A 23,491-nucleotide genomic window follows, 5' to 3' on the forward strand; every position below is an offset into this window, starting at 1 on the left:
CATGTCCGCGCCCTGGTTCGAAGACGAGATCGCGGGTGCCCTGGCGCAAAAGCTGCCGGGCGTCGGCGTCGAGGTCGTTGCCGAGATCGATTCGACAAGCAGCGAACTCATGCGGCGGGCCCGCGACGGCAGCCGCGCACCGGTGCTGCTCGTGGCCGAGCGCCAGACGGCCGGTCGCGGCCGACTGGGGCGGGCCTGGCAGAGCGCGCAGGATGCACGCCAACCCGCATCGCTGACCTTCTCCCTCGGCCTCCCGCTCGCACCGCGCGATTGGTCCGGACTCTCGCTCGCAGTCGGCGTGAGCGTGGCGGAAAGCCTCGATCCTTCCAGTTCGGCGGGGCTGGGGCTCAAGTGGCCGAACGACCTCTGGGTCGGCGATCGAAAGCTCGGTGGCATCCTGATCGAGACCGCCCTCCTCCAGCCCGACGCGGCGGAGCGCTATCTCGTGATCGGCATCGGCATCAACATCGGCCCGCGTGAAGCCACGGGGCTCAGCACCGAACCGGCGTGGCTGCAGCAGTGGCGCCCACATGCGACACCGGGAGAGGTGCTTCGCGAGATCGCTGTCCCTCTGGTGGAGAACGTGCAGCTCTTCGATGAGCGCGGCTTCGTTCCCTTTGCACCGCGTTTCGCCGCGCGAGATGTGCTGCGCGGGCGCGATGTGCGGCTCAGCGACGGCACCGAAGGCCGCTGCGAAGGCGTGGGCTGGGGCGGCGAACTGCTCGTGCAGACGGCCAACGGCATGAAGACGATCACCAGCGCCGAAGTCAGCGTGCGCCCTGCCCCTTCGACGCGATGATGTTGCGGCTGCTGGTCGTGCTTCTGATCGTCGCGAACGTCGGCTACTACGCCTGGTCGCAAGGTGCACTCGCGTTGTTCGGCACGCAGCCCGCGCGCTTCAGCGAGCGCGAGCCGCAGCGTCTCCAGCAGCAGGTGCGACCGCAGATGCTGGAGATCCGCAAGGTCGACCCCGGCAAGGTCTAGTGCCGCTCAGTGCGGCCTGGCGGCGCGGCGTTCGCCCTCGTTGCCATCGAAGCGCAGGCTGACGAGCGTGCCGGGCGGATGCTGGCCTGGATGGGCGTCCTCCAGCTGGACCGTCGCGAAATGCTGGCGCGCGATTTCCCGCACGATCGGCAGACCCAACCCCGATCCATCGGCTTCGTTTCCCAGCACTCGATAGAACGGCTCGAACACGAGTTCGCGTTCGGCCTCGGCGATGCCGGGGCCGTTGTCCTCGACCTGCAGCATCACGATGCGGCCGAAGGGGTCGGCCAGCACCCGCGCGGTAATGACGCCCGGCCGCTCCGGTGTCGAGGGCGTGTAGTTGATCGCGTTGTCGACGAGGTTGCGCACCAGCTCCTTGAGCAGCGTCGGGTTGCCGTCGATCGCCACGCCGGGCGCGCCGGGCTGGGCGCCCTCGTAGCCGAGGTCGATGCGCTTGTCGATCGCGCGCGGCACGGCTTCGCGCACCACCTCGATCGTGAGCCGCGCGATGTCGCAGGATTGCCGGCCGATGTTGCCGCCGTTGCCTTCCGCGCGAGCGAGTGAAAGGAGCTGATTGACCGTGTGCGTCGCGCGCACGCTGGCGCGCCCGATCTGCTTGAGGGATTTCTTGAGTTCTTCTGCGTTCGCGCCTTCGCGCTGCGCGAGGTCGGCCTGCATGCGCAAGCCCGCCAACGGCGTCTTCAGCTGATGCGCCGCATCCGCGAGAAAGCGCTTCTGTGTGCCGATCGAATCGTTCAGCTTGCGAAGCAGGTCGTTGACCGAGAGCACCAGCGGCACGACTTCGAGGGGGACCGAGGATTCGTCGAGCGGGCTCAGATCGCCGGGTCGACGCTCGCGGATGCGTGCCTCCACCACCGACAGCGGCTTGATGCCGCGTACCAGCGCTAGCCAGATCAGGAGCACCGCCAGCGGCAGGATCGCGAACTGCGGCAGCAGCACGCCCTTGATGATTTCCGTGGCCAGAACGGATTGCTTCTCGCGCGTCTCGGCCACCTGCAGCAGCGCCAGCGGCGACTCGGGATTCGTGCCGGCAATCCACAGCGACGCGATACGCACCTGCTGCCCCTGGATCAAGCCGTTGCGCAGGTAGACCACGCCGGGCATCGGCGGCTCGTCGGAGCTTGGCGGAGGAACCTCGGGCTCGCCGCTGAGGAGACCACCATGCTCGTCAAGCAGCTGGTAGTACACGCGATCCGCCTCGTCACCGCCGAGGATCTCGCGCGCTGGCTGCGGCAGCACGAACTGGATGCGGCCGTGGTCGACGTCGACCAGTCGCGCGAGGGTCTGGATATTGGATTCGAGGGCTCGGTCAAAAGGCGCGTTGGCAATGCCCTGCGCCACGAGCCAGGTCACGCCGATGCTCACCGGCACCAGCAGCAACAGCGGCGTGAGCATCCAGTCGAGGATCTCGCCGAACAGGGAGCGCTGGGCGCGCTGAAAAAGTTTCACCGAGCAGTCACCCAGCCGGCGAGCGGCTCGTCAGGAAGGAATCTTTTCAAGGCAATAGCCGAGGCCGCGCACGGTCGCGATGCGTACCGGACCCTTCTCGATCTTCTTGCGCAGGCGATGGATGTAGACCTCGATCGCGTTCAGGCTGACCTCTTCGCCCCATTCGCACAGGCGCTCGACGAGCTGGTCCTTGCTCACGAGGCGGCCCGCACGCTGCAGCAGGACTTCGAGCAAACCGAGTTCGCGCGCGGACAGCTCGATCATCTTGCCGTCGATGGTCGCCACGCGGCCGGCCTGGTCGTAGACGAGCGGCCCATGCTTGATGGCATTGCTGGTGCCGCCCATGCCGCGGCGGGTAAGCGCACGCACGCGCGCTTCGAGTTCCTGCAGCGAGAAGGGCTTGGCCATGTAGTCGTCGGCGCCGTGGTCGAGACCTTTGACGCGCTCCTCCACACTGTCGGCGGCGGTGAGCACGAGCACCGGCAGTTGCGATCCGCGCGCACGCAGGCGCTTGAGGATCTCGAGGCCGTGCATGTTGGGCAGACCCAGGTCGAGGATCAGCAGGTCGAACTCGCTGTTGGTCATCAAGGCCGCATCGGCCTGCGAACCCGTAGCCACATGATCGACTGCCGAACCGGAGGTGCGCAGGCTGCGCAGCAGGGCGTCGGCCAGAACCTGATCGTCTTCCGCAATGAGTATTCGCATCTTGAGTTCACCCCCAGCCTCGCCCACTTCGTGTGGCTCTGCCTTTCAAATTCTAGGCGGCTGCGTAGGCTTCCAGGCCGATGGTTACTACGGTAGCGATCTCGTCGCCTACGCTCGCGCGGAACTCGGCTTCGGCCTGCGCGACGGCGTTGCGGAAGGCTTCGAGCCATGCGAGGCCGTCGGCGGTGAACATCACGCGGCGGGCGCGTGCATCGAGTGGATCGGGGCCGCGCGTGACGAGGCCCCACGCCTCGCATTGATCGACCAGCGTGCCCATCGCCTGCTTGGTCATGCCGGCGCGTTCGGCCAGTTCGGTGAGGCGCGAGCCGTCGCGCGACAGGTGCCGGGTGATGTGGATGTGCGCCGCGGTGACTTGTGCGCGTGCCGCGAGGTTTGAGAGCGCCAGCGGCACTTCCGCATCGTGCGCCATCAGGCTGAGTACGCGCTCATCGAAGCGGCGCATTGCGTGACCGAGCAGGCGGCCCAGGTGGGTTTGTCGCCATGCGTCGTGGTCGATGGAAGAAGGCAGATCGGTCATGGCGAGTCGATAGTAAATCAAACTGACCAAATATAATGGGCCAACGCCAATCCATTGACCCCTACACTACTGTTCAAGCATCCAGCCTGTGATTAAGCGCAGCAGGATGAATCCAACGCAACCTATTGATATTCAAGGAGTTTCCACATGGACGCAGTCGTCAAGGGCGCAAACCTCTCGGGCGCCAACAGCGAAAAGGCCAAGGCCCTCCAAGCAGCGCTGGCCCAGATCGAAAAGCAGTTCGGCAAGGGCACGATCATGCGTCTGGGCGAGGGCGAGGCGCTGGAAGACATCCAGGTGGTCTCTACCGGTTCGCTGGGCCTTGATATCGCACTGGGTGTCGGCGGATTGCCGCGTGGCCGCGTGGTTGAGATCTACGGGCCGGAATCCTCGGGCAAGACCACGCTCACGCTGCAGGTCATCGCCGAGATGCAGCGCCAGGGCGGCACCTGCGCCTTCGTCGACGCCGAGCATGCGCTCGACGTGCAATACGCTCAGAAGCTCGGCGTGGAACTTCCCGACCTGCTCATCAGCCAGCCCGACACCGGCGAGCAGGCGCTCGAGATCGTCGATTCGCTGGTCCGCTCTGGCGCGGTCGACCTGATCGTGGTCGACTCGGTTGCCGCGCTTACGCCCAAGGCCGAAATCGAAGGCGAAATGGGTGACTCGCTGCCCGGCCTGCAGGCCCGCCTGATGAGCCAGGCCCTGCGCAAGCTCACCGCCACGATCAAGAAGACCAACTGCATGGTCATCTTCATCAACCAGATCCGCATGAAGATCGGTGTGATGTTCGGTTCGCCCGAAACCACCACCGGCGGCAACGCGCTGAAGTTCTACGCCTCGGTGCGCCTGGACATCCGCCGCATCGGCACCATCAAGAAGGGCGACGAGGCGATCGGCAACGAAACCAAGGTCAAGGTGGTCAAGAACAAGGTGTCGCCACCCTTCAAGACGGCCGAATTCGACATCCTGTTCGGTGAAGGCATCAGCCGCGAGGGCGAGATCATCGACATGGGTGTGAACGCCAAGCTCATCGACAAGTCGGGCGCCTGGTATGCCTACAACGGCGAGAAGATCGGGCAGGGCCGCGACAACGCCCGCGAATTCCTCCGCGAGAACCGCGAACTGGCGCGCGAGATCGAAAACAAAGTGCGCGAATCGCTGGGTATTCCGCTGCTGGCCGAGTCGACCCAGGAGCCCGAGGCAGCACCGGCAAAGCCTGCGAAGGGTGACAAGTAAAAAGGAAGAGGGAAGGGCGGGCCCCTCGCTCAAGGGCCGCGCCCTGCGCCTGCTCAGTCAGCGCGAGCACTCGCGCGCCGAACTCGAGCGGAAGCTGCGCAAGTACGAGGAAGAGCCCGGCGCGCTGGCCCGGGCGCTCGACGAGCTGACGGCCAAGGATTTCATCAGCGAGGCGAGGGTGGTGCAGTCGGTCCTGCATCAGCGTTCGGCCCGACTTGGCGCTGCACGTGTGCGCCAGGAGCTGCTGCACAAGGGCATTGCCCCCGATGCGGTGGCCGATGCGGTCGCCAGCCTGCAAGACACGGAGCTGGATCGCGCGCGAGACGTCTGGCGCCGCCGCTTCGGCGCATTGCCGCAGGACGCGGCCGAACGGGCGCGTCAGATGCGATTCATGATGGCCCGGGGCTTCGCGACCGGCGTGGTCGCGAAAGTACTGAGGTACGACCCCGACGAAGAGTAGTCGGCCCGGCTAGATGCCGAGCATCAGCCGCAGGTTCTGCACTGCGGCACCGCTCGCGCCCTTGCCGAGGTTGTCGAGGCGAGCGATGACCACGGCATGCCGATGGTCCTCATTCGGGAACACTCGGATCTCGAGCTGGTTGGTGTCGTTGAGCGCAACGGCATCCAGCTTGCCGTTTTCCGTGGGCGGCAGCACCTTGACGAACTGCTCCGGCGTGTTGCTCTGGGCATAGTGGGCCGCGAGGGCGTCCTGCAGGTCGCCGGCCTTCGGGCGATTGGGCAGGTCGTCGAGATGCAGTGGCAGCTGGACCAGCATGCCCTGTTTGAAGTTGCCGACGGCGGGAATGAACACTGGCCGACGGGTGAGGCCGGTGTATTTCATGATCTCCGGGATGTGCTTGTGCTTGAGCCCGAGCGCATAGGTTTCGTAGGGCGGCGCTTCGCCGTTTTCATACGCTTCGATCATGGTGCGACCGCCGCCGGAATAGCCGCTGACCGAGGGCAGGGCGATGGGGAAGTCGCGCGGCAGCAAGCCGGCATCGACCAGGGGGCGCACGATCGCGATCGCGCCGGTCGCGTAGCAGCCCGGATTGGCGACACGGTCAGCCTTGGCGACGGCATCCTTCTGCCCGGCAGCCAGTTCGGGGAAGCCGAACACCCAGCCATCGGCCACGCGGTGCGCCGTCGAGGCGTCGATGATCTTCGGACGGCGGCCGTCGAGTTGGTCGATCAGTGCCACTGATTCACGCGCCGCGTCGTCGTGCAGGCAGAGAACGACGAGATCCACACCTGCCATCAGGTCGCGCTTGGCTGCGACATCCTTTCGCAGTTCAGGGGCGATGCTGACGAGTTCAACTTGGGGCATGTTCTGCAGCCGCTCGCGGATCTGAAGGCCGGTGGTGCCGGCTTCGCCATCGATGAAGACCTTGGGCATGGTGTGGGGCCTCTGGAGAAAGTACGTATTGACCGCAAACAAGGGTCTGCCGTGGTGCGGCGCACCATGATACAGTCCTCTGCTGTCCGCCGCCCCCGCCTTCGGCGCCGTGGCCCGTGGACAACAGCCAAAATTCTCCCGTTCTCCAAACCCCGTTCCGAGAGACACCCTCATGAAGATTCACGAGTACCAAGGCAAGGAAATTCTTGCCAAGTTCGGCGTGCCTGTGCCGCGAGGCATTCCAGCGTACACAGTGCAGGAGGCGGTGGAAGCCGCCCAGAAGCTCGGCGGCCCCGTGTGGGTTGTCAAGGCGCAGATCCACGCGGGTGGTCGCGGCAAGGGTGGCGGCGTCAAGGTCGCCAAGTCGATCGATGACGTCAAGAAGCTGGCCGGCGAAATCCTCGGCATGCAGCTCAAGACCCACCAGACCGGCCCGGAAGGCCAGAAGGTCCGCCGCCTCTACATCGAAGATGGCGCCGACATCCAGAAGGAATACTACGTCTCCGTCGTGACCGACCGCGCCACCCAGAAGGTCGCGGTCATCGCTTCCAGCGAAGGCGGCATGGACATCGAGGAAGTGGCGCACTCCACGCCCGAGAAGATCGTCACCGAGTTCATCGATCCGCTCACCGGCCTCGGTGACGCACAGGCCAAGAAGATCGCCGACGCCATCGGCATCCCGGCAGACTCCACCGCCCAGGCCGTGGACGTCTTCAAGAAGCTCTACACCTGCTACATGGAAACGGACGCCTCGCTGGTCGAGATCAATCCGCTGAACCGTGACAGCAAGGGCAACATCGTCGCCCTCGACGCCAAGTTCAACTTCGACAGCAACGCGCTGTTCCGCCACCCCGAAATCGTGGCGCTGCGCGACCTCGACGAGGAAGATCCGGCCGAAGTCGAAGCCAGCAAGTTCGACCTCGCCTACATCAGCCTCGACGGCAACATCGGCTGCCTGGTGAACGGCGCCGGGCTGGCCATGGCCACCATGGACACCATCAAGCTCTTCGGCGGAGAGCCGGCGAACTTCCTTGACGTGGGCGGCGGCGCCACCCCCGAGAAGGTGACCGAGGCCTTCAAGATCATGCTGAAGAACAAGAACGTGAAGGCCATCCTGGTCAACATCTTCGGCGGCATCATGAAGTGCGACACCATCGCCACCGGCGTGATCGCGGCCTGCAAGGCAGTGAATCTGCAAGTGCCCCTCGTCGTCCGCATGAAGGGCACCAACGAAGCCGAGGGCAAGAAGCTCCTGGCCGACTCCGGTCTGCCGATCATCAGCGCCGACACCATGGCGGAAGCGGCCCAGAAGGTCGTGGCAGCGGTCAAGTAAGGAACAGTCATGTCGATCTACATCAACAAAGACACCAAAGTCATCACGCAGGGCATCACCGGCAAGACCGGCCAGTTCCACACCGAGAAGTGCCAGGAATACGCGAACGGCAAGAACGCCTTCGTCGCTGGCGTGAATCCGAAGAAGGCCGGCGAGTCGATTTTCAACATTCCAATCTACGGCTCGGTCAAGGAAGCTGCCCAGCAGACTGGCGCGACCGTGTCGGTGATCTACGTGCCGCCACCCGGCGCAGCCGCCGCGATCTGGGAAGCCGTTGAGGCCGACCTCGACATGGCGATTTGCATCACCGAAGGCATTCCTGTTCGCGACATGCTCGAAGTGCGCAACAAGATGAAGGCCAAGGAAGCTGCCGGCGGCAAGAAGACGCTGCTGCTTGGCCCGAACTGCCCCGGCCTGATCACGCCCGACGAGATCAAGATCGGCATCATGCCCGGCCACATCCACCGCAAGGGCCGCATCGGCGTGGTCAGCCGCTCCGGCACGCTGACCTATGAAGCCGTGGCACAACTCACCGAGATCGGCCTCGGCCAGTCGAGCGCTGTCGGCATCGGCGGCGACCCGATCAACGGCCTGAAGCACATCGATGTGATGAAGGCGTTCAACGACGATCCCGACACCGACGCCGTGATCATGATCGGCGAAATCGGCGGCCCGGACGAAGCCGACGCCGCTCGCTGGTGCAAGGAAAACATGAAGAAGCCGGTCGTCGGTTTCATCGCAGGCGTGACTGCGCCTCCCGGCAAGCGCATGGGCCATGCCGGCGCGCTGATCTCCGGTGGTGCCGATACCGCCGACGCGAAGCTCGCGATCATGGAAGAGTGCGGCTTCACCGTTACCCGCAACTTCTCGGAACTGGCAAAGCGCCTGAAGGCGTTGATCTGAGCTTGCTGCTCGCGTTCTAACCACAAGAACGAAGGCGCCCGCAATTCCGGTTGCGGGCGCTTTTTTAATCAAATAACAGTGGGGTACGAGACATGGAATTTCTACAAACGACAGACTTCTGGATTGGTCTGCTAAAGATCGTCTGGATCAACATCATCCTGTCCGGCGACAACGCCGTGGTGATCGCGATGGCAGCGCGTTCGCTGCCGCCGCAGCAACAGCGGACAGCGGTGCTGTTCGGCTCCGGTGCCGCAGTGGTGTTGCGAGTGGTGCTCACCGTCGTCGCGGCAAAGCTGCTGGCGCTCCCTTATCTGCAGATCGTTGGCGGTGCCCTCCTGCTATGGATCGGCACGCAGCTACTCAGTGAGGAAGACGAAGGGGAGGGCGAAGACAAGGAGTACGGCAGTATGTTGGCTGCAGTGCGCACTATTCTTCTAGCCGACCTCGTCATGAGTCTGGACAATGTGATCGCCGTCGCAGCGGCCGCCCAGGGCAGCATGGTGCTTCTCGTCCTTGGCCTGGCGATCAGCATTCCGCTGGTGATTTTTGGCAGTACGCTCATGATCAAGCTTATGGAACGTTTCCCGATCATCGTGATGCTTGGCGCCGCCCTAATCGGCTGGGTCGGCGGCGAGACGATCGTGAGCGATACCATCCTGCGCGATGTCCTGGCGGCGAATCCGTGGCTGCACTATGCCGGCGCGGTGGCTGGTGCCGTCTTCGTGGTGCTGATCGGCCGCTGGCTTCAAAAGCGCGGGCAGACTGAGAAGCTGGCCACCTGATTCCTACCGCACCCACACCCATGTCGAACACGAGCGCACCTGCATCCGTCGAAGCGAGTGCGCTGTCGTGGGAGTTTGCGGCGCTCACGGACCCAGGCCGAGTGCGCGCCAACAACGAAGACACCATCGCCTTCGATGCCTCGCTCGGGCTGGTTCTTCTGGCCGATGGCATGGGCGGATACAACGGCGGCGAAGTGGCGAGCGGCATGGCGATCGCGCTTCTCCAAGCCAGCTTCGGGCGGTGGCTTGCCCACGCAGGGCTGCATGCGCACCCCAAGGCAATCCGCCGTGCGCTGCAGGCGGGTACCGATGAGGCCAACGCGGCGATCCTCGAAGCGGGCATCGCCAATGTGCAGCTCCAAGGCATGGGGACCACCCTTGTGCTCGCGACCTTCGGCCACCAACGGGTCATCGTGGGGCACATCGGAGACTCCCGCTGCTACCGGCTGCGGGGCGAGAAGCTCGAGCTGCTGACGCGCGACCATTCGCTGCTGCAGGAGCAGCTTGACGCGGGTGCCATCACGCCGGAGCAGGCGGTCCAGTCGCCGCATCGCAATCTTGTCACTCGTGCGCTCGGCATCGAGCGGCATGTCGAGCTCGAAATGCATGAACATACCGTTCAGCCGGGCGATCTCTTTCTGCTATGTTCGGACGGCTTGAGCGAGATGGTCTCGGACGCGCAGATTTTCACACTTTTGTTACAAGATATCGCGCTCCCGGAAAAAGCAACACTTTTGGTTGCAGCAGCAAATGAAAATGGTGGCAGAGATAACATTTCGGTTGTCTTGGCCCGGGCAGGTGGAGTAGGAGTGCCCGAGATACCCGCATAGACGAAGGAACTTCCATAAAAAGGGCCGCTGTGAACATAAAAAGGATCTCCAGGAGTCGGCCATGCCGAAATTGATCGTTTCGATCGACGGCGTCGTCATCAAGGAAGTGACGCTCGCCAAGGACCGCACCACGCTGGGACGGCGCCCGTACAACGACATCGTTGTCGACAATCTCGCCATCAGCGGTGAACATGCTGTGCTGCACATGATCGGCGGTGATGTCTATCTGGAAGATCTCAACAGCACCAACGGCACCTACGTCAACGGGCGGCCGATCAAGAAGCAGGCGCTCGAGCAGAACGACGTCATCGAGGTCGGCAAGTACAAGGTGCGCTACGTGGCCGGTTCGGCCGGAGACGCCGCCACGGCGATTCGTGCAGTTGTTCCACCGGCGCCCTCAGGGCCGATCCCCCTTTCATCCGCACCGACCGTGCAGGCCCCACTGGGCGGCGGCACCGCGGGCGTTGCTGTCATCCGTGTCCTTTCCGGAAGCGGCGCCGGTCGCGAGCTGTCGCTGCAGAAGGTCGTTACGACCATCGGCAAGCCGGGCGTGGCGGTCGCTGCAGTCACCCGCCGTCTGCATGGCTACGTGGTGGCGCCGATCGACGGCGGCACCGCGCTCAACGGCGAGCCGCTCGGCAGCGAGGCCGTTGCGCTGCAGGACGGCGATGTGCTCGAACTCGGCGGCACACGCATGCAGTTCGTGGTCAGCTGACCTTTCGTCGGGGCTTGTAACTCCGGGGTCCTCGCCGCCATGAGTGCGCTGCGCCAGCACTGGGCGCGGATAGCGATCACGCTCCTGCCCACCGTGCTTGCACTGGCGCACGCGGGTGGCTTGTGGCGATGGTCTTTCATCGACGCGCTCGATCACTTCATCTATGACACGCGCTTGCGTGCCACCATGCCGCGGACACTCGATCCGCGCATCGTGATCGTCGACATTGACGACGCGAGTCTGCAGCAAATGGGGCAATGGCCCTGGCGTCGCGACCAGTTGGCGAAGCTGACCACCGAAGTGATCGATCGCCAACAGGCGCTTGTGCTGGGCTTCGACGTGCTGTTCGTCGAGCCTGATTCGTTCTCCACGCGCGACGTCGTTCAGCGATTGGCCGAGGGCCCGCTTGCCGGGCAACCGCAGATCGTGGAGGCGATCAGGCGCTTCGCGCCTCAATTGGATCCAGACGCTATTTTTGCGAGCGCGCTCGCCGGCCGGCCGGTGGCGCTGGGTTACTACTTCACTCGCAGCAAAGTGCCGCAAGCCCGAGGGCAACTGCCGGCCCCGGTTCTGCCACCCGACAGTTTTCCGGAAGGGCGCGAGTACGCGACGCGATGGAACGGCTTCGTCGGAAGCATCCCCACGCTTGCTCAAGGCGCTCCTGCGGGGGGCTTTCTCAACGTGCTGCTGGATGCCGATCAGGACGGCGTCGTCCGTTCGGTTCCGCTCATCGCGCGCTATATCGGGCAGGTTGCGCAGCCCGGCTACTACGAATCGCTCGCCCTTGCCGTCTTCCGTAAAGCCACGGACTCGCGAGCGCTGGTGCCAGTCTTTGCGCCGGGCGGTGCATCAGGCAGCGCGCCGCCGATGCAATCGCTCGCGCTCGCAAACGAGGCGGGACAACTGCGCGTTCCGCTGGACGCCGGGGCCAGCATCCTTGTTCCTTATCGGGGGCCCGGCGGCGCGAACGGAGGATCGTTCCGGCACGTCCCGGCCGCAGACGTGATCCATGGGTCGCTGGCGCCCGGCGAACTCAAAGGCAAGATCGTGTTGGTGGGGTCCACTGCGCCGGGGCTCGAAGACCTCCGATCCACGCCGGCGGGCGCCGCCTTTCCTGGAGTCGAAGTGCATGCCAACATCATTTCCGGTCTGCTCGACGGACGGCTGTATGGCGTTCCGGACTACGTGGTGGGCTACGAGTCGATCGTGCTCGTCGTCGCTGGTCTCGCGCTGGCGTTCGGCCTGTCGCTCGGCACCGCCCTGCGTGCGGTGGTGATCGCCATGCTCACCGTGGCTGCGGCGGTCGGTCTCAATGCCTTGCTCTTCGTGCAGGCCAGGCTCGTGCTGCCGCTCGGGGCGACGCTGGCCATGATCGGAGCGGCCTTCGTCCTCAACATGAGTTGGGGCTACTTGGTGGAGGCCCGCGCGAGCCGCCGGTTGGCCAACCTGTTCGGTACCTATGTACCTCGCGAACTGGTCGCCGAAATGCAGGTAGACCCCACGCGTTACAGCATGCGCGCCCAGAGCAAGGAACTCACGGTGATGTTCTGCGACATGCGCGGATTCACCCGGATGGCGGAGCACATGGCGCCGGTCGATCTGCAGGATTTCCTCAACGAGGTCTTCAGCCGCCTCACACAGGTCATCAGCGCCCACCGCGGGACGGTCGACAAATACATCGGCGATTGCGTCATGGCGTTCTGGGGTGCGCCGGTCGATACCCCGAACCACGCCGAACTGGCTGTCCGGGCAGCGATCGACATGACTGCGGCGGTACGCGAGTTGAACGAGATCCATCGCCGCAGCGGCCGGCCGCAGATCAACGTCGGCATCGGTCTCAATTCAGGCGTCATGAGCGTCGGCGACATGGGCTCTGCCATTCGCCGCAGCTATACGGTGGTCGGCGATGCGGTCAACCTCGCCTCGCGGATCGAGGGCCTTGGGGTGCACTACGGCGTGGAAATCGTCGCCACGGAGGCGACCAAGGCGCTCGCGCCATCGATCGCCTGGCAAGAGCTCGATTGCGTCAGGGTCCAGGGCAAGCTCAACGTGGTGCGGATATTCACGCCGGTCGCCGGGCAGCACGAGTCGGCCCCGGGTGACCCGAATGAGCTCGATCGCTGGAATGAAGTAATTTCGGCCTACCGCGCGCAGGATTGGCCGCGCGGTCAAGCTATGCTTGCGCCCCTGCTCGCCATGGATGCCAAAAAAGTCCTTTACCAGCTCTACGAACAGCGATTAGCCTCGCAGTCGTTGCAGCCAACAGACCCGGATTGGGACGGTGCGACCCGGTTCGAATCGAAATAACAGCCGACGGGCTCAAAGGTCAAGGTCTAGCGAAATGCAGGTGCGTGTATTGGGGTGCTCCGGCGCCATCGCCAAGGACTGCCGCACGACTTCTTTCCTGGTCGATAGCGACCTGCTGGTCGACGCTGGCACGGGCGTCGGCGACCTCACCCTCGACGAGATGGCTGCGATCGACGATGTGGTGCTCACGCATTCGCATCTCGACCATGTGGCAGCGCTGCCGCTGATGCTCGACGCTATCGCCAGCCGCCGTACGCGTCCGCTGCGTGTGCATGCGCTCCGCGCGACCATCGAGGCGCTGCGGGCCCATGTCTTCAACAACGTCATCTGGCCGGATTTCGCGAGCATTCCGAGTCGCGAGGCGCCATTCGTGAGCTTCCACGATCTGGTGATCGGGCAGCAGTTGCAGCTTGGCACCAGCACGCTCAAGCACGTCGAAGTGCTGCCCGCCGTTCACACCGTGCCGGCTTGCGGATATGCGGTGCGACCCGCGCAGGGCGGCCCGAACTGGATCTTCAGCGGGGATACCGAACGCAATTCGCCATTCTGGGATCGCGTAAACCAGCTCGACGTCGGGATGCTGGTGATCGAGACCGCGTTCAGCAACCGGGAGAAGGCGCTGGCACAGCGTAGCCTGCATCTGTCGCCATATGCTCTTGGTGGCGAGTTGGACCAAATCGCGCCGGGGAAGGACTTCCCGATCTATATCACCCACACCAAGCCCGCGGAAACCGGCGAGATCATGAGCCAGATTCAAGAGCTCACCAAAGGATCGTGCCCGGACGGCAAAAAGGGGTGGGACATTCGGTGGCTCCAGGCCGCTGGCGTGTTCGAACTTTGACCACCTTTGGCAGGGGGTGACAAAAAACGTCACCTCTCGTCAGGCCCGTGCAACACGGTTTGTCACACGTTGTAACGAGAACGTGAACAAGTTCCTGCTCAGCCGGGCTCCAAACGACGATAGCTGGCATGGCATGGATGCTGCGGTTACTCCAGCGCACCGGGGGCTCTCCTCGGGGTCCCTAGAAACCAACCTGGAGTAGTGAAATGAACCGTCGTTCCATCGCACGCCGCGCACAAGCCGGCTTCACCCTTATCGAATTGATGATCGTTGTGGCGATCATCGGTATCTTGGCAGCTGTTGCGCTGCCGGCCTACCAGCAATACACCGTCAAGGCTCGCATGTCCGAAGTCATCTTGGCAGCCTCGTCGTGCCGTACCACAATTTCGGAGGGGATTCAGACCATGAACCCTGTTGGGGGCCGTGGTACTGCAAACGCCTGGGGCTGTGAAGCAAATACCGCCGATACGGCTGGTGCCGGCCCATCCAAGATGGTCCAGTCGGTCACTACTGATGCCAATGGCACTATCACCGTCAGGCCGGAGGCTACCGCACTCGGCGTGACCCTCGCGCCCGCCACTGACTTTGTTACGCTGACCCCCAAGATTGCTGGTGCTGCGGTCGATCTGTCTGCCGACAACATGAGCCAAGGCAAGGCCGTTTCGGAATGGGTCTGCGCGGGATCGACCGCCGCTATTCAGAAGTACCTCCCCGGTTCCTGCAAGTAATCCGAGGAGCAAACGGAGAAGCCGCCTTGGGGCGGCTTTTTTGCCGTGCTCACCCGTCCTGACCTGGGTTGGCAACTTTTCCTCCAAGAAAATGCAAGTCAATGGAATCAGGCGTCAAACGCACGCAGCGCGACTACACGCTGGCTTTAAGCTCTCGGTGGTCGAGCAGGTAGAAAAGGCGAACTCACCTACAGGCCCAGCAGCGCTACGGCATCCAGGGCCGCTCCATTGCGGGTGTGGCTGCGCCAGCATGGCCGCCAGAGCTGGGGTTCGGCGTCATCTCGACTCCCATGCCAGTTCCGATCAAGAAATCCTGCTGCAGCGCCTGCGGCGCGCCTGACCCCTGAGCGAAAGATCAAGGCCCGTGCTGCGTGAGGCGCACATGCTCGTGGTGCCCAAGCGGGCGTACCACAAGACCACCGACAGCCATTACCGCTTCCGACGCCATCCCGTGTTCATTGGCCGCTTACTTCTAGTTGATCGAAGTGCTGCGCATCCGAGGGGCGGGAACGACGCGCCTGGAGATCCGCAAGCAACATGCGAGGTGTGAGATTCGTCAGTGTCAAGCCTAAGGATCAGGCGACGGCACTCGGCTCTATGAGCATGGGCTTTCAGCTCCGAACGCGATCGGAATGACTTGCGCCGCACCCGTTGCGCGCCACGCATTGCATGATGTGCCTGTTCTTGGGCGCTCGATCATGTTCAGCTCGGGTCCAGGCTCGTCTGGACGGCGGTCGATCTACGTGATGCCGCACCGCTCGACAACGGGTGCTGCGGCTATGTCAATGTTCATTGAGAGCCTGCGCATTGCCTCTCTCACGAACTCCAAGTTTCGTATAGCGCATGCCGGCGGTGCATGCAGCGGTTGCGACGATGACAACGTCAGGCCGATCCCATCGGCATGAGCGCTGCGCGGGCCCTGCGCTGCCCCTCGGGAGTTCGTAGCGTCGATCTGGAGATATCGATCTGACGCGGCGGTTCGCGCCTTGGTGTTCTCTCTGTCTCCAACGCCTTCAGGTGCTGAGACCTTTATGCCGCTGAACGTGGTCTTCTATGCGTGGTGGCTCCGCTCGCCAAGTCCGCGCCACCGCAGTTCCCGTGACCGGGAAGCCTGCGTTGGCCTCATGCAGGAAGCCGATGGTCTGTTCTGCGGTGCATCGCTTCTCACCGGCCCGATCTCCGATCCGGCCACGCTCAATGAGTTCGAGAGGCGGCGCGGTCGCGATATGGCAGAGCCCGAGATCAAAGTCGAAGACGCCATTGGCACCCGAAATTGAAGTCGGCCGATGTGCCTCTACCAACAACCGGCCGCGCCTAGCGTTCCGCTGCTACTCTGGGAGCCTTGATCGTCAATGGTGTAGGTGCCGCACTTCGTGTCGGCCGTCTGTGCGCCGACGGGAGTGGCAGTCGCAGTGAACGCAGTGGTCGTGGCGACCGATACGTTAAGTTGGTAGAAGGCAGAGTTACCGGCCTTTACATCTATTGGGAACACGTTAGCGTAGCCAAGGTCGGCTGCGGTTTTGGTGTACGTGTTGTGAGTAGTGAAGTAACGCTCCTGACGCGCGGCCAGATCCAACAACGCAGCCTTAGCGTCGGTGCGCCGGGATTTGCGAATCTGCTCGAGATAGGACGGGTAGGCGATGGCTGCGAGGATCGCGACCACAGCTACCGCAATCATGAGTTCGATCAGCGTGAAGCCGGCGAGTGCACGCCGGCCGCCTTTGGCACATTTGAGGTTCTTCATGATCAGCGCAGTTTGATCCAGGTGAGCCGGTTGCCCTTGCCATTCGCTCCCGGATTGATTTTTGTCGCGACGCCCTGACCGCCACTGGTCTGCTGCACCAGGTAGGGCCACTTGTCGGCCGTCACGATGGACGGCGTGCCGGTTGCGCTCAGGCCAATACCACTCACGATGCCGCCGTTGTAGGTGACGAAGTTGCCGTTCTGGTCACCGAAAAACGAGCTCTTAGGCGCACCGCCGCTATCCAACGACAAAGCCATCGTGTAGCCCGATGCCGGCTGCGTGTCGCAGGACAAGGCTTGGGATACAGCAGGGATGGTAGTGTTGATGAGGAACATGCCATAGGCGATGGTCGGGTTGTAGATCACCTGCTCATTGCCACTGCTAGGTAGTGACAGGGTCCAGCCATATTGCGTGTTGGAGCCCGCGCCTCCGGTGCAGGCGCTTGAGCCTTTCCAGCACACCTTGTTGCTGCTGAGCGTGCGGTAGCCGGAGATCGTGCTGCTGCCGCTCGGGCCAGGTGCTGTGGCAGTGATGGTCTGCGTCTGCAGGTTGCTGACGGTGACTGACTGCGTCCCGGTCAGGGCGGCATATTGGGAAGATGCGCCGGCAACAGTGTTCCAGGCACTCATGTCCCAGTCCCAAATCCCGTATAGGGCCTGGGTTGCGGATGCGTAGGCGACGCCGCTGGTTTGCGTCTGGGGAAACTGTTGACCGGTCCCGAAGCTGATGACGACGCCGGGTTGCCCGGCAGGGCCAATACCGAGCACCGAGGCAACCGCGACGCGGGTTGTGATCGGTTGGCCTGTCGAAGTCGTGAAGATCGGCTTAGCGGAAGCCGCCCACTTCGTCGGATCCGAACTGGTCAGGTCGAAACGCCACACATTGCCCAGTGCATCGCCGCCATAGACATAGTCGGTCACGTGGTCGCCATCCAGGTCGGCCGAAGCGACGGAGGCGATGCCGTTGCGGGCGGTGATGTTGCCGGAGGTGTCTTTGGTCGGCCCCTTTCCGGTGTCGATGAAGCGGAATGTACCGGCGCCGGTGGTCGGGTCAACGAGCATGACGAACAGCCCGGCCGTGCCGGTGCTGCTATTGAGTCCGTTGCCGAACAGCACTGCCCACTGGCCATTGTGCAGGCGACGAATGATCGGCGTGCCATAGGTGCTGCCCAGGTTCGTCCCGCAAGTTGCGTTGCCAGTGCACGTGATCGCCCCGGTCCCTGTGCCCGACTTCCACTCGCCAAGAACCAGCGAGGCGGCATTCCCTTCGGAGAATTTGGTGGGATCGGTAATGTCCAAGGCGTAGATCACGCTATTGGCAACCGTCGTGGTATCTGCAATCGGCCCGGCCGCATTGCCACCGGCACCTACGCCACTAACTAGCCAGGTATGCCAGGCGCCACCATAAAAGAGGTCGCCAGTGCCGGGAGTGGCGTCGGCATATAGGTTATGCGCGTACTGGGTCGAACTGAAGTCGAGCAGGGGTGTCGTGGAATGAATGGTGTTCAGGATTGTCGATGGGATGTATGCCAGCACCTCCTGCCCGTCGTTCGTCGTGTTGACGAAGTTTCCGCTGGCGTCGTAGGTGCCACTGCGGAAGCCATGCAAGAAGCCATCGTTGGCCCCGATATAGACCACGTTCTGTCGGCCGCCTTGGGCTGTGGTGCCTGACGAACTGGCGAAGGCTGCGTAGCTACCAGCGGTTTCTTTGACCGTGGCGGTCGGATACAGAGCATCCTTCCATGGACCTTCGTAAGGAAGCAGCGGCTGACCGACCCAAGTCGGGCTGGAATTAATGATGTCGCCCAGCACGCCGGTTCGAGTGCGAAGTTTGCCGGCGTTGGCGACTTCAGTGCTGCGATCACCTCGCAGATAGCGCAAACGGACGTCGGTAGACGACGCATCGCCCGCCGTCAGCGCATTCTGTTGAGCGGTCGTTAGATTGCCCCATTGGAACGGAACACCGGCCGAGCCGTTCCAGGTGAGCATGGCGCGGCTGCCTGAACCCTGTGCGGTGTTGGTGCCTTTGGTGGCTTGGCATGAACCGCCCGTCAATACACAGTTGGCGTCCCAGTTGGCCACGGGGTTGATCGATACGACACCAGTAGTGGTGTCGGTTACAAGATCCTGTGCAGTCAACTGACCCCACCAGTTGCTTGGATGGTAGTAGGCCAGATACACCTGCGTGCCAGCTTCGACACGCGCTGCCTGCTGAACGTTGGTGCCCGCCGAGCTGCTGGACAGATTGAGTGGCGATGCCTTGAAGCAGGTGATCTCGTGCACATTGCTGCCGCCGCCGGTGCCGCCCGAAAAACCGAAGAGAACGTTGTCCGGAACCCTGCCGTTGGACGCGGAGATGGATTGGTTGGATATCACCGGAACGGCGGATCCGCCGTTGTAGCTGTAGGACATGTTGAGCAGGCCATCTTGGGTGATGCTCAACGCATAGGTGATGGGCACCGCGCTGCTGCGCACTGGCTTGGATGCAGATCCTGACGAGGTTGACGTCGCTTGTTGGTTATAAATGGTCACCGCGTTTGTGCCCGTCTTTGGCAACACGCTGTAAGCCATGAGCGGGTAGTCCGTCACGGGAGTGGTGTAGAACTGCTGATTCGGAACCGTAGTGCCGTTGACCGTTTGCGACGCCCCAGTGTTGTTAAAGGGATACCCCGTTGCGCAGGTCGTTTGCACTGCGGTTTGTCGTGCGCTGGCGCTCATCGAGTTGGGGAAGAGCGCGGGGTAGGTTGAGTTCAACCACGCCCAGTTGACGTTGCCAGCGCCTCTGACGCTGATGGTGCCAGGCAGCGCCCCTGGGCCGGTAGCGGTGTTGTCGTTTTTGGTCCAGGAGTAGTTCGTGGCGACCGTCGTGGTAGGCGTAGACGTGCCGGTGGTATAGGTGCCTGCCGCGTAGTAGACCTTGCTCGATCCGGATCCGCTGCTCTTGACTCCTCCAGTGATGTTGATGACGGGCGTCGCAGCGGTGGTCGTGCCCACGGTGCTCGTAGACGTGTTGTTCGGCGGTGTGTTAGTGACAACGACGGGGGAACTGGTGGTCGGGGTGCCGGAAGTGCTGATAGGACTGCCGACGACGCCAGTTGGTGCGGTGCCAAACCAAGTAGGCGGGTTCGTAAGGGATGTCTTACCTGTACTGTCCGTACGGATGTTCCCCGTGTACACGGTGGGAACAACCGTTGTGGTCACGGTCGTCGTGGTCGTGGCAGTGGTGACAGCCCCATTGGTGAAGTTGCCGTACTCGTCGATGCCGACACCAAGATAGCCACCCTTGAGGCCATCGTAGGTGCCATTCGTGTTGGAGCAGCTATAGCCCAAGCTGCCGCCGAGGCCACCTGCTGTAGTGGGTGGGGTGGAAGCATCCGACATGAAGAAGGTGATCCCGTCCGCACCAGAGGGCTGCCCTGAGGCGTTCTTGTACGCGTTGCCCCCGTAAGTCTTGGTGGTGAATGTGACTTGGACGCCTTGGTTGGACGGAAACCCCTGCGTTGTAATCACTGCGCCAGTCTGATTGGTGCCGTTCGACCCATTGGTGAGGTTGTCACCGTTGGTCAATCTCAACGCTCCACTACCGACAGGATCGGGAAAGGTGCCGTTGTAGCCACCGATAAGCGTCTTGCCCGCGTAGTAGCCGCCGCTCGCCTGCAGCGCCGTGCAGCCTGGGATGGTATTGGTCGCGCTCTTGGCGGCTGTGCCTGCAGTCAGGCAAGCACCATTCAGACTGTTCCACTGGTTGTAGACAGATGATGCGCCGGTGAGCGTGTCGTTGATGACAACTTGCGCTTGGGCCGACCCATGAGTGCCGGCCAGTAGGCAAATCAGCCCCGCCAAAAATGTGCGCGAAGATTTCATGGTCGCTTTCTCTCAAGGTTGGTCGAGTGCTTTGTTGCCGCCGGTGATCTGATAGGTGCTTTGCACGACTGCGGCGGTGCTAGCGCGACCGCCGTAGCCGAATGCCGAGACTCGATACAACAGCGATCTGCCATCGGGCGCCAAGCCGAGATAGTTGATGTAGAGGCCCGGCTTCTTGTAGTAGTTGATGTCACCGCTAGTGGCGAGTCCACCTCCCCCGGGAGCCAGCATGTTGGGGGGTAGGTAGTCGGCACGAGCCGTCCATGGCAGGGTGGTCGGGGTTGCCAGCGCGTTGGAGCAGACCTGCATCTGCGACAGGGTGTTCGCATCGGTGGCGGCATTGCATGTGCTGCCGGTACCGCCGTTACCCTGCCCTAGCCACCACTCCCCGTATTGCAAAGCACTTTGGGCTGTCTCGAGTGCGCGTTGCTTTTCCAGCGTGTTGCCGGCGATCTTTTCCTGCAGGTCGAAGCTGCGGAACATGCTGATCGACAGCACAGTCAAGACTATCAAGAAAAGGAGGCTGATGATCATCACAAAGCCGCGCTGTTGTGACGCAGAGGCAATACGTGGAAGACGCTGGCGTGGCGTTTTCATGATCTGTTCATCAGGTTGATGACCTGGGTCCAGCCGATGGTGGCCGAGGTATAGAAGGGATTCACCAGGTTGACGGTGACGCGCGCGGTCCGCGCCTGCGGCCACCAGCCCTTGGTAGTCACAGTGGCTCCGTCCAGATATTGCAGGGCTTGTCCATCGCCTAGCGTATCGATGCCGTAGAGCACCGTCATTGATTTGATGCCGCTGACCAGTGGCGTCGTCGTCGTGCCTCCATCGTTGGAGCACAACAGTTCGTAGTTCGCACTGATCGTGAACGTATTCATGACCAGCTTGTTGACGGCGGGCGACGCAGCCGGGTTGACATTGCCAAGGCAGTCCATGATCCCGTCCCCGCTGGTTGTGATGTAGCGAGAGGTGATCGTGTCGCTGCTGCCGCTTGCACCGGTCAGGCCGACTACACCCTGTCCCGCGGCGAAGGCACCGTAGCCAGTGCCGCTCGCCGCCGGGAGCGCGGTTGCAGCGGTGTTTGTCAGCGGATCTGGGAAATAGCCCGCCGATTGAATGGTGGTGGTCAGAATCGTCAGCGCCAGTCGTTCGTTATCCTGCAGTTGGGCGAGCTGGTCCTGCGAGGTATAGGCCTGCTTCATGTTTAGAAACAAGGCACTCAGGCCCAGCACGATGAACAGCCCAATGGTGACGGCGATCAGGAGTTCAATAAGACCGAGGCCGGACTGTTGCGCCAGACTCTGCCGCAGGGAGGGCGTTTGGCGGTTCATGGCTCGACGTAGAGGCTGAATTGCTGGGCCGCAGTCTGAGTCGCTCCCCCAGCAGTTGTGGTGCTGCGGTTGATCGCGATGTATTTCTCGGACCAAGCCACCTCGATCACGCAGCTGATCGGCTGGCCGACGGCAGTTGTGCATGTGATCTGTGCCGTGTAGGTGGGAAAACGGTCATTCATGTTGGCAACCCACGTCTGCACGTCATAGGCGGCCATTTGCGCCGGAGTGCAGGTTGCTGCTGCCGTGGGGCTGCAATCCGCTGTGGCGTTCAGAATGCTCGAGCCATCGGTGATCGTCGTGCCCTTGGCGCTGATGCTGGCCGGGGCGGCGCCCTGAGCCCAAAAGCCTCGATTGCCGTGCATGGATGCCGCCAAACTGGACGCCTGAAGTGATATCAGCGAGCGGGCTCGTGCAATCTGTGTGTTGCCCATTGCGGCAGCCTGCATTCTGGAGAGGCCAAGCAGACCGAATGCGATGATCACTAGCGAGACCAGCACTTCGATCATCGAGAAGCCCAGCGCTTGATGCTTGGTGGTAGCCATCATGAGCAACCTCCGGTTCCGCCGGGAAGGACACTCTGGTGTCCAATTCGGTTGATCGAAACGCAACGCGTGGCGTTGGCATTGACTGGCGCGGTATGCAATGTCATCAGAATCGCGGTCCCGGTTCCGACGGGTAGATTGGCAAACCCGTCTCGGCTGTAGGTCACAGAAGTCATCGAAGGCGCCGCAATGAAGGTGTCGGTGCCGTTCCAGGCCGGTCGCTTGCGCAGCACTGTGTCGCCAGTGTCGAACGCGCCCGAGCCGTTCAGGTCGACAAACACAATCCATCCGCTATGCCAGGTGTTGGCCCCCAGACAACTCGTGCCTGTCGAGGATGCGCAGACGCTGATCGGCAAACCCTGCTTGATGGCTTCGGACCGAGCGAATTGCAGATCACCGACGAACGAGTTGACTTCGGCGCTCACGCGATTGCGCTGAATCAGTCCAACAAACGACGGTGCCGCAAGTGCCGTCAACACGCCGACGAGCGCGACCACGATCATGAGCTCGATCACGGTGAACCCTCGAATACGGGTCATGCTGCGGTGAGGTCGCCGGAGGTTCATTGAGATGGCCGTCAAAAGGGGATGGGGCCCCTCTTCGACATCGGGTTACGAGTTCCGGGAATCGTCACAGATTGTGACTTTCGAGTGATTGCCACTCGTCGTGCGCGATTCGCCGTCCGTCGGAAGCGGCGTCTACTGCGTGGATCCGATCTAACCCAACCCGTCTACGTTACCGCCACCCAACTCCCCGACCTCCCCCCATGCTTCTCCAGCACGCGAACGTCGGTCATCGTCATCCCCCGGTCCACCGCCTTGCACATGTCGTAGACGGTCAATAGCGCCACCTGAACCGCGGTCAGCGCCTCCATCTCCACCCCAGTCGGCCCAACCGTTTCGACGGTCGCCGTGCAGATAACCTCCGGTACGGGTCTGTCAGACAGAACAAAGTCGACCGCCACCCGGGTCAGCGCCAGCGGATGGCACAGCGGGATCAGATCACTGGTTTTCTTGGCCGCCTGGATCCCGGCGATCCGGGCGACGCCGAGCACATCGCCCTTTTTCGCGGTACCGGACTCGATGAGCGCCAGCGTCGAGGCCTGCATCTCGATGCGTCCCGTAGCCACTGCCACCCGGTGCGTCGCCGGCTTGGCAGCGACGTCGACCATGTGGGCCCGGCCCTGGGCATCGAAATGGGTGAGTGTGCTCATTGTGAACGTTCCGCTGACTGCCGC

Annotated in this window: 24 protein-coding genes and 1 pseudogene; 14 read left to right on the top strand and 11 right to left on the bottom strand. The window is 62.8% G+C overall.

Annotated elements, in window-relative coordinates; translation table 11 throughout:
• Position 1: 1 nt before the first annotated feature.
• Both FHW64_RS24375 and FHW64_RS24380 read left to right on the top strand, forming a co-directional pair.
• Positions 2-799 (top strand): biotin--[acetyl-CoA-carboxylase] ligase, encoded by a 798-nt coding sequence (locus FHW64_RS24375; protein ID WP_184530801.1) that lies wholly within the window; start codon positions 2-4, stop codon positions 797-799.
• Positions 799-984, top strand: a complete 186-nt coding sequence (locus tag FHW64_RS24380) for a sporulation protein (protein ID WP_260306313.1) — start codon at positions 799-801, stop codon at positions 982-984. The genes FHW64_RS24375 and FHW64_RS24380 overlap by 1 nt, the downstream gene beginning before the upstream one ends.
• A gap of 6 nt (positions 985-990) precedes the next feature.
• Here FHW64_RS24380 and FHW64_RS24385 read toward each other — a convergent pair whose 3' ends face one another.
• From FHW64_RS24385 to FHW64_RS24395, 3 genes are read right to left on the bottom strand one after another with little or no spacing between them, the layout of a single operon-like run.
• Positions 991-2,454, bottom strand: coding sequence for a sensor histidine kinase (locus tag FHW64_RS24385; protein WP_184530803.1), 1,464 nt, complete (start codon positions 2,452-2,454; stop codon positions 991-993).
• 30 nt (positions 2,455-2,484) lie between these two features.
• On the bottom strand, positions 2,485-3,159 hold the full coding sequence (locus FHW64_RS24390; protein ID WP_184530804.1) for a response regulator transcription factor: 675 nt from the start codon (positions 3,157-3,159) through the stop codon (positions 2,485-2,487).
• 52 nt (positions 3,160-3,211) lie between these two features.
• A complete protein-coding gene (locus tag FHW64_RS24395; protein ID WP_184530805.1) occupies positions 3,212-3,697 on the bottom strand; it encodes a MarR family winged helix-turn-helix transcriptional regulator in 486 nt (161 codons plus the stop codon).
• A 147-nt stretch (positions 3,698-3,844) separates the two neighbouring features.
• On the opposite strand from FHW64_RS24395, the gene recA reads away from it, so the two are divergent.
• Together recA and recX are read left to right on the top strand one after the other, a co-directional pair.
• Positions 3,845-4,936 (top strand): recombinase RecA, encoded by a 1,092-nt coding sequence (recA, locus tag FHW64_RS24400; protein ID WP_184530806.1) that lies wholly within the window; start codon positions 3,845-3,847, stop codon positions 4,934-4,936.
• On the top strand, positions 4,926-5,396 hold the full coding sequence (recX, locus tag FHW64_RS24405) for a recombination regulator RecX (protein WP_184530807.1): 471 nt from the start codon (positions 4,926-4,928) through the stop codon (positions 5,394-5,396). The genes recA and recX overlap by 11 nt, the downstream gene beginning before the upstream one ends.
• 9 nt (positions 5,397-5,405) lie before the next feature.
• On the opposite strand, the gene argC is transcribed toward recX, so the two are convergent.
• Positions 5,406-6,329: an N-acetyl-gamma-glutamyl-phosphate reductase gene (gene argC, locus FHW64_RS24410; protein ID WP_184530808.1), complete on the bottom strand. Its 924-nt coding sequence runs from the start codon at positions 6,327-6,329 to the stop codon at positions 5,406-5,408.
• Between the two features lie 172 nt (positions 6,330-6,501).
• Between argC and sucC the strand changes: the two genes are divergently transcribed.
• The 10 genes and pseudogenes from sucC to FHW64_RS24460 all read left to right on the top strand — a co-directional run bounded on the left by sucC (position 6,502) and on the right by FHW64_RS24460 (position 16,045).
• Complete coding sequence (sucC, locus tag FHW64_RS24415) at positions 6,502-7,662, top strand: ADP-forming succinate--CoA ligase subunit beta (RefSeq protein WP_184530809.1); 1,161 nt, start codon at positions 6,502-6,504, stop codon at positions 7,660-7,662.
• Positions 7,663-7,671: 9 nt separating this feature from the next.
• Positions 7,672-8,565 carry a succinate--CoA ligase subunit alpha gene (gene sucD / locus FHW64_RS24420; RefSeq protein WP_184530810.1) on the top strand — a complete coding sequence of 298 codons (894 nt, stop codon included), beginning with the start codon at positions 7,672-7,674 and terminating at the stop codon, positions 8,563-8,565.
• A 92-nt stretch (positions 8,566-8,657) separates the two neighbouring features.
• Entirely contained in the window at positions 8,658-9,347 is a 690-nt protein-coding gene (locus FHW64_RS24425; protein ID WP_184530811.1) for a TerC family protein, read from the top strand.
• A gap of 20 nt (positions 9,348-9,367) precedes the next feature.
• Complete coding sequence (locus FHW64_RS24430; RefSeq protein ID WP_184530812.1) at positions 9,368-10,177, top strand: Stp1/IreP family PP2C-type Ser/Thr phosphatase; 810 nt, start codon at positions 9,368-9,370, stop codon at positions 10,175-10,177.
• A gap of 61 nt (positions 10,178-10,238) precedes the next feature.
• On the top strand, positions 10,239-10,892 hold the full coding sequence (locus tag FHW64_RS24435) for an FHA domain-containing protein (RefSeq protein ID WP_184530813.1): 654 nt from the start codon (positions 10,239-10,241) through the stop codon (positions 10,890-10,892).
• 39 nt (positions 10,893-10,931) lie between these two features.
• A complete protein-coding gene (locus FHW64_RS24440) occupies positions 10,932-13,199 on the top strand; it encodes a CHASE2 domain-containing protein (protein WP_184530814.1) in 2,268 nt (755 codons plus the stop codon).
• Between the two features lie 34 nt (positions 13,200-13,233).
• Positions 13,234-14,040, top strand: coding sequence for a 3',5'-cyclic-nucleotide phosphodiesterase (locus tag FHW64_RS24445; protein WP_184530815.1), 807 nt, complete (start codon positions 13,234-13,236; stop codon positions 14,038-14,040).
• Positions 14,041-14,246: 206 nt separating this feature from the next.
• Positions 14,247-14,768, top strand: coding sequence for a prepilin-type N-terminal cleavage/methylation domain-containing protein (locus tag FHW64_RS24450; RefSeq protein WP_184530816.1), 522 nt, complete (start codon positions 14,247-14,249; stop codon positions 14,766-14,768).
• Between the two features lie 101 nt (positions 14,769-14,869).
• A pseudogene (locus tag FHW64_RS24455) lies at positions 14,870-15,036 on the top strand (IS3 family transposase); the annotation flags it as partial.
• Positions 15,037-15,799: 763 nt separating this feature from the next.
• Positions 15,800-16,045, top strand: coding sequence for a hypothetical protein (locus FHW64_RS24460; protein ID WP_184530817.1), 246 nt, complete (start codon positions 15,800-15,802; stop codon positions 16,043-16,045).
• A 17-nt stretch (positions 16,046-16,062) separates the two neighbouring features.
• Here the strand turns inward: FHW64_RS24460 and FHW64_RS24465 are convergent, their stop codons facing one another.
• The 7 genes from FHW64_RS24465 to moaC form a co-directional block, all read right to left on the bottom strand.
• Positions 16,063-16,512 (bottom strand): type IV pilin protein, encoded by a 450-nt coding sequence (locus FHW64_RS24465; RefSeq protein WP_184530818.1) that lies wholly within the window; start codon positions 16,510-16,512, stop codon positions 16,063-16,065.
• A gap of 2 nt (positions 16,513-16,514) precedes the next feature.
• A complete protein-coding gene (locus FHW64_RS24470; protein WP_260306314.1) occupies positions 16,515-20,375 on the bottom strand; it encodes a PilC/PilY family type IV pilus protein in 3,861 nt (1,286 codons plus the stop codon).
• A gap of 12 nt (positions 20,376-20,387) precedes the next feature.
• Positions 20,388-20,972: a PilX N-terminal domain-containing pilus assembly protein gene (locus tag FHW64_RS24475; protein ID WP_184530819.1), complete on the bottom strand. Its 585-nt coding sequence runs from the start codon at positions 20,970-20,972 to the stop codon at positions 20,388-20,390.
• Complete coding sequence (locus FHW64_RS24480) at positions 20,969-21,709, bottom strand: PilW family protein (protein ID WP_184530820.1); 741 nt, start codon at positions 21,707-21,709, stop codon at positions 20,969-20,971. Before FHW64_RS24480 ends, FHW64_RS24475 begins: the two co-directional genes overlap by 4 nt.
• Positions 21,706-22,257: a type IV pilus modification protein PilV gene (pilV, locus tag FHW64_RS24485; protein ID WP_184530821.1), complete on the bottom strand. Its 552-nt coding sequence runs from the start codon at positions 22,255-22,257 to the stop codon at positions 21,706-21,708. The genes FHW64_RS24480 and pilV overlap by 4 nt, the downstream gene beginning before the upstream one ends.
• Complete coding sequence (locus tag FHW64_RS24490; RefSeq protein ID WP_260306316.1) at positions 22,254-22,793, bottom strand: Tfp pilus assembly protein FimT/FimU; 540 nt, start codon at positions 22,791-22,793, stop codon at positions 22,254-22,256. The genes pilV and FHW64_RS24490 overlap by 4 nt, the downstream gene beginning before the upstream one ends.
• 191 nt (positions 22,794-22,984) lie before the next feature.
• Positions 22,985-23,467 carry a cyclic pyranopterin monophosphate synthase MoaC gene (gene moaC / locus FHW64_RS24495; RefSeq protein WP_184530823.1) on the bottom strand — a complete coding sequence of 161 codons (483 nt, stop codon included), beginning with the start codon at positions 23,465-23,467 and terminating at the stop codon, positions 22,985-22,987.
• Positions 23,468-23,491 lie beyond the last annotated feature (24 nt).

Source organism: Variovorax sp. Sphag1AA, assembly GCF_014192575.1.
GTDB lineage: Bacteria > Pseudomonadota > Gammaproteobacteria > Burkholderiales > Burkholderiaceae_C > Variovorax.